Origin of the sequence: Flavobacterium sp. (assembly GCF_029242675.1) — a bacterium.
In the GTDB taxonomy this organism is placed as follows: domain Bacteria; phylum Bacteroidota; class Bacteroidia; order Flavobacteriales; family Flavobacteriaceae; genus Flavobacterium.
On record NZ_JAQWTM010000066.1, the window covers coordinates 1 to 10,294 of the forward strand.

At 34.3% G+C, this 10,294-nt stretch carries 11 protein-coding genes and 1 pseudogene; 9 read left to right on the plus strand and 3 right to left on the minus strand.

Annotation, left to right across the window (positions count from 1 at the left end):
- Positions 1-209: 209 nt before the first annotated feature.
- Positions 210-602 (plus strand): single-stranded DNA-binding protein, encoded by a 393-nt coding sequence (locus tag P8M54_RS02510; RefSeq protein ID WP_300284683.1) that lies wholly within the window; start codon positions 210-212, stop codon positions 600-602.
- Positions 603-831: 229 nt separating this feature from the next.
- Here the strand turns inward: P8M54_RS02510 and P8M54_RS02515 are convergent, their stop codons facing one another.
- Positions 832-1,431, minus strand: coding sequence for a transposase (locus tag P8M54_RS02515; protein ID WP_300284685.1), 600 nt, complete (start codon positions 1,429-1,431; stop codon positions 832-834).
- A 329-nt stretch (positions 1,432-1,760) separates the two neighbouring features.
- Complete coding sequence (locus P8M54_RS02520) at positions 1,761-2,357, minus strand: NAD(P)H-dependent oxidoreductase (RefSeq protein WP_300284688.1); 597 nt, start codon at positions 2,355-2,357, stop codon at positions 1,761-1,763.
- A 93-nt stretch (positions 2,358-2,450) separates the two neighbouring features.
- On the opposite strand from P8M54_RS02520, the gene P8M54_RS02525 reads away from it, so the two are divergent.
- The 8 genes and pseudogenes from P8M54_RS02525 to arsM all read left to right on the plus strand — a co-directional run bounded on the left by P8M54_RS02525 (position 2,451) and on the right by arsM (position 9,915).
- Entirely contained in the window at positions 2,451-3,353 is a 903-nt protein-coding gene (locus tag P8M54_RS02525; RefSeq protein WP_300284691.1) for a LysR family transcriptional regulator, read from the plus strand.
- A gap of 675 nt (positions 3,354-4,028) precedes the next feature.
- Positions 4,029-4,436: pseudogene (locus P8M54_RS02530) on the plus strand (TlpA disulfide reductase family protein); the annotation flags it as partial.
- 503 nt (positions 4,437-4,939) lie between these two features.
- The gene (locus P8M54_RS02535; RefSeq protein WP_300284694.1) at positions 4,940-5,275 is read left to right on the plus strand and encodes an arsenosugar biosynthesis-associated peroxidase-like protein; all 336 of its coding nucleotides are present in this window, start codon (positions 4,940-4,942) and stop codon (positions 5,273-5,275) included.
- Between the two features lie 92 nt (positions 5,276-5,367).
- A complete protein-coding gene (gene arsS / locus P8M54_RS02540; protein WP_300284697.1) occupies positions 5,368-6,420 on the plus strand; it encodes an arsenosugar biosynthesis radical SAM (seleno)protein ArsS in 1,053 nt (350 codons plus the stop codon).
- 7 nt (positions 6,421-6,427) lie between these two features.
- The gene (locus P8M54_RS02545; RefSeq protein ID WP_300284700.1) at positions 6,428-7,111 is read left to right on the plus strand and encodes a DUF2064 domain-containing protein; all 684 of its coding nucleotides are present in this window, start codon (positions 6,428-6,430) and stop codon (positions 7,109-7,111) included.
- 387 nt (positions 7,112-7,498) lie between these two features.
- Positions 7,499-8,101, plus strand: coding sequence for a TIGR04282 family arsenosugar biosynthesis glycosyltransferase (locus P8M54_RS02550; protein WP_300284703.1), 603 nt, complete (start codon positions 7,499-7,501; stop codon positions 8,099-8,101).
- On the plus strand, positions 8,101-8,916 hold the full coding sequence (locus P8M54_RS02555; RefSeq protein WP_300284706.1) for a purine-nucleoside phosphorylase: 816 nt from the start codon (positions 8,101-8,103) through the stop codon (positions 8,914-8,916). The genes P8M54_RS02550 and P8M54_RS02555 overlap by 1 nt, the downstream gene beginning before the upstream one ends.
- A 30-nt stretch (positions 8,917-8,946) precedes the next feature.
- Positions 8,947-9,915 carry an arsenosugar biosynthesis arsenite methyltransferase ArsM gene (gene arsM, locus P8M54_RS02560; RefSeq protein ID WP_300284709.1) on the plus strand — a complete coding sequence of 323 codons (969 nt, stop codon included), beginning with the start codon at positions 8,947-8,949 and terminating at the stop codon, positions 9,913-9,915.
- Between the two features lie 158 nt (positions 9,916-10,073).
- Here the strand turns inward: arsM and P8M54_RS02565 are convergent.
- The coding region (locus P8M54_RS02565; protein ID WP_300284712.1) for an SIMPL domain-containing protein at positions 10,074-10,294 on the minus strand (221 nt) is incomplete at its 5' end.

The window sequence follows — 10,294 nt, forward strand, 5'->3', positions numbered from 1 at the left end:
TATTTGATAAAACCTTGTTTTTGCTAAACACTAACCTTTTATGCTCTCGAAACGAAACATAGCATACTCCGACTCTTTGGACGAATAAAAAAAATGTCAACAATGAAATGTAGTACTATTTATATTGGATTTAGAGTGAAAGAAAACATCTCCTCCTCTCATTACCGAATAAATTAATTTAAAAAAAATAACCCTAAAAACAGAAAATCATGAACATCATCGGAAGATTAACAAAGGATGCGGAAATACACAAAACCCCGCGAGACAAACAAGTAGTGAATTTTTCAGTGGCTATCAACGACAGCTACAGAAATAAGCAAGGCGAACGCATAGAGCAAACAAGCTATTTTAATTGCTCCTACTGGATAAGTCCAAATGTTGCAAAAATACTAAACAAAGGCGCTTTAGCTGAGCTTACAGGTAGAGTAAGTGCAAGAGCCTGGACCGCTAGTAACGGAGAATTAAAATCAAGTTTGAATTTTCATACATCGACAATAAAATTGCACGGAGGTAGTAAGAAAATTGAATTTTCACAAGGAATTACAAAACAGGATAACACAAAGACCTTCACGCCAGAACCTGCTGAGGATTTACCATTTTAACACTAAGTACTTAATCATTTTTTCAACTTTTAAAACTTTAATATCATGGCACACAATCTAAATTTCAACGAAAGGACGGGACGCTATTCATTTTTTAGCGTAAATGAAAAAGCTTGGCACCCGCTCCGCAAAGTATAATTCCCTATTCAATTTTCAAACGGCAATTACATCGTGAACTCTGCGCAAATTTCTCCGACTGTGCGCCCATTCCTATTGACAATTGCAGTAGCTAATACTTATTATATTTTGTAAATGACCAAGATTTCAAAACATCGACTATAGGGTTATCCATTTTTTCTATCTGAACTAAACCACTATCATATACATAATTACTAGCGCTCGAATAAATATAATCGGAGGCGCTTTCTACAATTCCTGCTCGAACAGGATTCATGTGTATATAGTCTAATTTTGACCACATAAATTTAGCAGTATAAATCTCCTCAGCATGATTACCATATTGCCAAAACTGATAATTCTTATTACGGGAATGACTCTGGGGCGCTAGTTTGAATCGTTCTAGCATCCATTCGCGCCTGCTCTCAGGCTCAGTTTGAATTTGTTCTAAAATAGTCTTGGCTGTAAATTTTTTAAAATCACGTAATAGATCCGATAAACTACAATCATTTGATTGAATAACTAAATGAATATGATTGCTCATAATTACATAACCATATACAATCATACCCTTGTTTTTGACGCAAAAATTAAGGCAGTCAATCGCAATGTCTCTATAACTTTTTCTAGAAAATACATCAATCCAATCTACAACAGTTGCTGTAATAAAGTGTGCTTTGGTTTGGTTTCTTATTACATATCCTTCTTTCATTGCTTTTTATTGAAAATTAATAAGCAATTTACAGATTTTAAAAATACAGTACTTAATTTTTAATTCGCTTTGTGGTTCATTGTTGTGGGCGCAGAGTCAGAGACATTTGCGCAGCGACAGTATTATTTTTAAACTTTGTACAACTGGGGTGTATGTAATTCTATCAGAATGACAAACTAGGTGGATTTAAAATCCATCCGATTTACATAATTGTGCAATTGCAAAATCGAGCGAAGTCAATAATCAATTATAGATTTCGACTTCGCTCGATTGTATACTAATAGATAGTTTTATAGATCTAAAAATCAACTTTTAGAAAGTCATAGTAATTACATCTTCAAAGTGATTTTCTTTAAAAAGCCACTGTAATTTTCTAACTCCAGCGGTACATCTGCATTTTTTTCCATATCGTGAAAATGGTGTGTACCTATCAATTCCATACCTGTAAAAGCATTCATTCTGTGAAACCCAAACATAACCCCTTCGTCAACACTTTTTTGATCGAAAAACTCATTTTCTAAGGTAAAAGCTGTTTTGGGTGCGTTCCAACTAGTGGTGAGTATGTATTTTTTTCCGTGCATCATTCCACCAGTTCCGTAGTTGATATCTGGATTTGTTCTGCTTCTTCCGTCGCTTTTATAAATTCCGCTTTGATGCCCTTCGGTAAAAACTTCATCGATATATTTTTTGAAACCAAATTGAATCTGAAACCACCAAATAGGGGTGTGGTAAATAACGATATCTGCCCATTTAAATTTTTCTACTTCTTCCTTTGCATCATAATCGTCACCAACCTGAGTAGATTTTACATCAAAATTCTCATTTGAATTAAAGTAACCAATTGAAGTATTGAAAAGTGTTTCGTTAAATCGACCTCCAGAATGTGCAAATGGATGACCTCCATTTATTATAAATATATTTTTCATCTTTCTTTGTTTAATTATGGGACAAAATTAAGTTGATTTTTTGTATTGTAAAAATAATACAAATCACACCTTTGTATTATAATAGTAATAGTTATGGTCAATTTAGAATGGTATAGAACTTTTAAAGAAGTATATGAAAACGGCACTTTAACTAAAGCGTCGATTGCTTTATATTCCTCTCAACCTGGTGTTAGCGTGCACTTGAACGCCTTAGAAGCCTATGTTGGGAAAAAATTATTTGAACGCACTTCGAGAAAAATGATTCCTACGGAAGATGGAAAATTTTTATACGAATACATTATAGAATCGCTGAACAAGCTGGAAATTGCCGAACAGCATTTTAAAAGAACAACGCAAGAAACAAATCCTTCCATAAATATTGGTATGTGTTCTGAGATGTTCCAACTTATTATAGAACCCGAAATTCCGAAGTTGGATTTTGACCTTGTGGCACGATTTGGTGCTCATACCGATTTAATAAAAGACTTGAATAGCTGCATTTTAGATTTAGTGATTACGCCCAGAAAACAAAATGAGAAAAAATCGCCGGTGGAGTATGTCCCTTTTTCGAAAGAAAGAATTATTCTCATTGCAGGAAATAAAACGGATACGACCGAGATTAAAAAGCAGATCGAAGCTAATAATTTGAATGCCTTAGAAGCAGAATTATTGAAAAATAGTTGGTATAGTTCCTCCAACGAAATGGAGCATTTTAGACGTTTTTGGTTTGAGAATTTCAATAAAAAACCATCTTTTAAACCCAACTATATTTTGCCTAATATCACTTCTATCATTCGATGTTTATCTAATGAAAACGGACTGGCATTAGTGCCTGATTTTCTATGTCAAAAGGAGATTTTGAATAAAGAGATCAATGTAGTTTGGGAAAGAAAAGTAAAAACCGAAAACACCTTGTATTTTGCCTCAAGAACAGATTTGAAATACAAGAAAGAACTAGAGGTGCTTCGAATTATATTTACAGCAAAGATGAAGTAATACCAAATGAATTTTTATTTTAGTCCAAGACTTTCCGGTCTAATGCCGATACAATATGAAAATAGTACAATGCAATTGGACTATATTGAATATGTAATCGGTATAAACACCACGCAGCCCACAATGACCTTGATTATGAATGCTCGTTGCAAATGCGTGAGTTCCATTGTTGCAGAATGACAAACTAGGCAGACTTGCTCAGGTGTTGGATTAGGTCATTTTGCTTAGTAATTAATATTTTTTTAGGTGGCATGAAATGGTAGGCAACCTTCAGCTGTGATTTTTTACAATAGCATAAATACAATATCAAAAAGCTGCCGCATTTCACATTTTGATTTAATTACCTTTGGGTTAGAGTTACGTTAATTTTTTGCATAAAGCAAATCCAAGTCGATACTTTTAGCTTTAATTCATTTAGTTTGGTGGCAAATTCACAGCACACCAAAACAAAATATATAAATCAATGATCGAAAATAGCAACCAAGAGAATAAACCAAGTGGGTTATTTAATTTAAAGATGTTTAAAAAACACCTTTCGACAATTCTATTTGCAGTTCTAATGGCGGTCCTCCTATTTAGTCCTGATGCAAAATCTTTTCTGATTAAACAATTGATGTTTACTGGACTTTTCGATGCTGAAATTTATCTAATAATTCCACAGACAATGCTGTCCGCGATCATTTTGATTTTAGAGATTATGAAGGCAATAAAATGAATACTGCAGACCTAAAAGGGAAAGTACTATTTATCAACTTTTGGGCTTCTTGGTGCCCACAATGCATTGCTGAATTTCCTTCTATTGAAAAATTGTACTCTAAATACAAATCAAATGAGGACATCGTATTTTTAATGATTAACATGGACGACGATATTGAAATTGGAAAGCAGTTTTTAGTCAAGAAAAATTACTCTATACCTATTTTTCAAGCTACATCTAAGTTGCCAAAAGAAATTTATTCTGGTGCCTTACCTACGACAGTTGTTGTAGACAAAAACGGAATAGTAAGGATGCAATATCAAGGATTTGCTGACTACGGAGGAGAAAAATTTAATCTTCAAATAAAACAATTAATTGAAGACTAATTCTAACTTATTTTAAAATACTAGTCCGACTTACAAAAATGATAAATAAATTATACAATTTGTTGTTATTTTTATTTCGCTAAAAGCTTTGGTTTTAAGTTTTAAAACAGTGATAAACTCCTATCATTGAACTAACTATAGGGCAGTTGCATTTCTAAGTGCTTTTTCTATTGTTGTAAAGTCCTTTCGTTTTTATTCTAATTCAGCAGGCAATTCAGCGCTAATTAGAATAATTATCCTCTATTTTTCTAATCCAAAACCAACTACATCTCGTATATAAAACAATTGTTAAAGTTAGGTAAACGAATACTTTAAAATAATTATTGAAATCAAAAATATCAAAAAAACAGTATCTTAGTTGCGTAATGGTGACGCCGCATTGAAATCATTTTAGCATTATGGGAGTTAGCACAGGCTTAAAAAGTACCCTATTTTTCAATTGCAGTTAACCATTGAAATAAACAATAAGTAAAAAAATCTAGTTATATTACAAAAAAATAAAAATGGAAAAGACGTATTACGACCCAGCGGATTTAAAAAAATTTGGTAAAATAGTAGAATGGAGTGAAGATTTAGGAAATAGTTTCTTCGAATATTACGGAAAAGTTTTCCAAGAAGGAAGCCTATCAGCCCGTGAAAAATCACTAATTGCATTAGCGGTTTCGCATGCTGTTCAGTGTCCGTATTGCATTGATGCTTACACTGGTGATGGTTTAAAAAAAGGTATTACTAAAGAAGAAATGATGGAAGCAGTTCATGTTACTGCCGCCATAAAGGGAGGAGCTGCACTAGTGCATGGAGTACAAATGATGAACAAGTACAACAAACTATCCATGTAGTTTTTTCGTATATATGTTTATCAGGTAATCCTGCCGTTATTTTATGACGAGGGGAAATGAATTCAAAACTACAATTGAAAAACTAAAACACTATGTTAAAATCGCTTCAGGCTACTGATAGCCCTTTATCTAATACTGAAAAACAGTTAGACATATTATCAAACGGAATTTTTAAAGATGGTTCTTTAGATACGTTTGCTGCCAAAATAAAAAAAACAAATCAATTCCCTCTTCGTCCAAAGAAGATTGAAATCCTTCAAATAAATGTGGGTTATATGTGTAACCAAGTGTGTGCACACTGTCACGTAGATGCAGGTCCTGATCGAAAAGAAATCATGACTGTTGAAACTATGCAACAAATACTAGACGTTTTAAAAACGACTGAAGTAACTACTTTAGATTTAACGGGTGGTGCTCCTGAGATGAATCCAAATTTTAGATGGTTTGTTGAAGAAGCCTCGAAAATTGGAGTTAAAGATTTTATTGTTCGCTCTAATCTAACTATTATTAGAGCTAACAAAAAATATTATGACTTGCCTGAGTTTTTCAAGAAACACAACATACATGTGGTAAGTTCTATGCCACACTGGACAAAAGGAAAAACGGATATCCAAAGAGGAGATGGTGTTTTTGATAAATCTATCAAAGCTTTACAGGAATTAAACGCTGTGGGTTACGGAATGCCAGGTAGTGACCTAAAATTAGACTTAGTCTACAATCCATCAGGTGCTTTTTTGCCAGGAGATCAGCTTTCATTAGAGAAAGACTTTAAAAAAGCGTTAAAAGAGGATTTTGATATTCAATTTCATAATCTTTTTGCCATTACTAATTTACCTATTTCTCGATTTTTAGATTATTTAATCGCTTCGGACAATTACGAAGATTATATGTATTCGCTAGTTGAAGCCTACAATCCTGCCGCCGTTGCTAATGTAATGTGCACCAACACAGTATCGGTAAGTTGGGATGGCTGGTTGTATGATTGTGACTTTAATCAAATGTTGGATTTAAAAGTGGCATCGAAATCGCAACATATTTCTAGCTTTAATGAAGCCGAATTAAAAGACCGCAATATTATCATCTCACAACATTGTTATGGCTGTACAGCCGGAGCTGGTAGTAGTTGTCAAGGAGTTGTAGCTTAATATTTATATGAAAGATTTAAAAACAGCGATATTAATTTTTGCCCACTCTGCCGAGTATGAGGCGACGGTAAAACCGTTCCTTCACTCGAAAGAAGTTTTTGAGTCATTAAACCAACGTACGTTAGCCTTAGCTAAAAAAAGTAAATTGCCTTATTTTATTATTTCCGAAAAAGAACAAATAGGAAACACGTTTGGCGAACGCTTTACAAATGCTATACAAGCTATTTACGATTTAAAATACGATTCTGTAATCGCTATTGGTAATGACTCGCCCAATCTAACACAGCATCACATTAGCAATGCGCACCAAAAATTGGTGACAAATGACCTTGTGATAGGTTCATCAGTTGATGGTGGTTTTTATCTCTTGGGAATTAAAAAGCAACATTTTGATGAAAAGCTATTTTTGAATTTACCTTGGCAAAGCCAAAATTTAAACGGAGCATTATTGAAGTTATACAAGGTCAATGGCTTAAAAACTCGCTATTTAGAGCAACTTCGAGACCTTGATTCAATTGAAGATCTCAAAATACTTTTCTGCAACTTTAAAGCAGTTTATCAAAAGTTATTTCAATTATTCCTACTTATTCTATCGCAAGCCCGCGCAGTCCGAGCTGCTTTAGAACAACCTACATCCTATTTATTTCATTCTGAATATTCCAACAAAGGCTCGCCCTGCTTGGCGATCTAACTCGTTATTATTTCTGATTTCAACAATAGAAACAGTGGTGTAATAACAATTCAAGAATATCAAAACTAGCTAATTCTATTGGGTATAACCTATTCAGAAACTAGGATGGATAGCACAGTAATCAATGTGTAATAAAAGCGCCCTCAATTCATTTTCATGCGAGGTTTATTTACCTGAATGCTCTTAGTTATAAATTAATGACAGATTATGAATTTGCTTTTAACACAGAATGTGGTGAGACTTGGCTTCAAAAATAGGGAGAAGTATTCTGTTATTTTGTAAATATAACTTGTTCTTAATTACATAATAAAGACTTAAGAAAATAAACTGTGCACGCAATAAAATAAATAGAATTGCATAGGCAAGGACAACAAATACAATTGTAAGATGAACAAAAATTTAATTCTGATATTTACTCGCAACCCGGAACTTGGTAAGGTCAAAACTCGTTTGGCGGCTACCATAGGCGATGAAAATGCTTTAGAAATTTACATACAACTATTAGAACATACTAAAAAAGTAGCTTTAGAAACATCCTATGACCGACAAGTTTTATATTCCGTTGCGATTAATCATGACGATATGTGGGAGGCAACTGCTTTTCAGAAAAAATTGCAGGTTGGAACTGATTTAGGGGAAAGAATGCACAATGCTTTTCAAGGTGGATTTGATGCTGGTTACGAGAAAATTGTCATTATTGGTTCCGATTTAATCGCTCTTGAAAGTGCAGATATTGATAAGGCGATGCAAAAACTAGACGATAATGATATTGTTATAGGTCCTGCCGAAGACGGTGGTTACTACCTACTTGGAATGAAAAATATTCCTGATAATATCTTTAAGAACAAAGAATGGGGAACGGATACTGTTTTAAAAGATACCTTGCTGGATATAGCCAGTTTAAACTACCATTTACTTGAAGAAAAAAATGATATAGATACTTACGAAGACATAAAAAACATTCCTTTTTTTAACAAATACACCAACTAATGACACAAGAAACAATACATACAACCGTAGCTTTTTTACAAGAAAAAGGATTTACTAACCCACAAGTTGGGATCGTTCTAGGTACAGGATTAGGACAATTAGTCGACCATTTAGAGCTAGAAGTAGCCGTTAATTACAGTGATATTCCCAACTTTCCCGTTTCAACGGTAGAATTTCATTCGGGGAAATTGCTTTATGGAACTTTAGAAGGAAAAAAGACAATCATCATGCAAGGGCGTTTTCATTTGTATGAAGGCTATACGCTACAAGAAATTACGTTTCCGGTTCGTGTTTTAAAAGCACTTGGAATTACTAGTTTATTAGTATCTAATGCAGCAGGCGCTATTAATTTATCCTATAAAAAAGGTGATTTAATGTTATTAGATGATCACATCAATCTGCAAGGAGGTTCTCCCTTAGCGTTCAAAAATGTTTCGGATTTTGGCGAGCGTTTCACTGATATGTGCGCTCCTTATGATGCAAACCTGAATGATAAAATGTTGGCTATAGCCAAAGCAAATGCTATTACTTTACACAAAGGAATTTATGCCTCAGTAGTAGGCCCACAATTAGAAACGAGAGCGGAATACCGTTATTTAAAAATTATTGGGGCTGATGCAGTAGGAATGAGCACGGTACCAGAAGTGATCGTAGCCAATCATTTGCAACTTCCTGTAATTGCTGTTTCTGTACTTACAGACGAGTGTGATCCTGAAAATTTAAAGCCGGTTAATATTCCTGAAATAATAGCCATTGCTGGCGAAGCAGAACCAAAAATGATTACCCTATTCAAGGCTTTAGTAAGCCAACTATAAAATAAATTAATAAAATATAAAAACAGTAATATGAGCTATTTAGATGCAACAAACGATTTGTACAAAAACGCAGCCTTAACTCCAGATGTTGGATTATGCTGCACCACTACTCCAATTTGGAAATTCCCAGGACTGGAAATACCTATGATCATGCAAGAAATGAACTATGGTTGCGGAAGTACCATCTCAGCGCAAGATTTAATCAACAATCCTAAAGTATTGTATGTGGGTGTAGGCGGAGGAATGGAATTATTACAATTTGCATACTTCTCTCGTCAAAAAGGAGGTGTTGTAGGTGTGGATGTAGTAGATGAAATGTTAGAAGCTTCACGAAAAAATTTCTTAGTCGCCGAAGAGCAAAATGAGTGGTTCAAAAGCGAATTTGTCGAACTAAAAAAAGGAGATGCGCTCAACTTGCCTATCGAAAATGAAAGTATTGATATCGCTGCCCAAAACTGCTTGTTCAACATTTTTAAAACCGAAGATTTAAAAAAGGCTTTGCAAGAAATGTACCGCGTTTTAAAACCAGGTGGACGCTTGGTTATGAGTGATCCTACTTGTGAGCAAGAAATGAACGAAGCCTTGCGTAATGATGATCACTTGCGTGCACTTTGCTTAAGCGGAAGTATTCCAATTGCTGATTATATAAAAGCGTTAACCGATGTAGGTTTTGGTACGATTGAAATTAGAGGACGTCGTCCGTACCGTATTTTAGATACCGAAAATTATCCTACTGACGAACTAATCTTTATTGAAAGTATCGAAGTTTGTGCTATTAAAGATGCTATGCCAGCTGATGGTCCTTGCGTCTTTACAGGAAAAGCGGCTATTTACTACGGTAAAGAAACTTTTTTTGATGATAAAAACGGTCATACTTTATTAAAAAACCAACCATTAGCGGTTTGTGATAAAACGGCTGCTGCTCTGGCTGCTTTAAACAGAAGTGACATATATATTAGTGAAAGTACCTACCACTATAACGGTGGCGGATGTTGCTAAAATAAAACAGCATCTAATAATCAACCCTCTACTAACTAGTTTATTGGAGGGTTTTTCTTTGCAACAAATTGCTGCAATACATAAAAACCGTACTTCATCACATAAAAAAACTCACTGTCTAGTGACAATGAGTTTCTGTTTTTATTGTTTTACAATTGTTATTCTAAGATAAAACTAACACTAACGTTAGCCACAATATTGATTTCACCAACAGCTAGGGTTTCCTTAGGAGCATCGTCGTTACTCTTGGTCATGCGCATTTCTGCATACATGGGTTGCGGATAATACGTTTGAGAATTGTCAGATATGGTCAAGGCCTTACCGACTTTCTGCCCTAAAACCGATACGTAGTCATTTGCTTTTTGTTTAGCATCTTTCA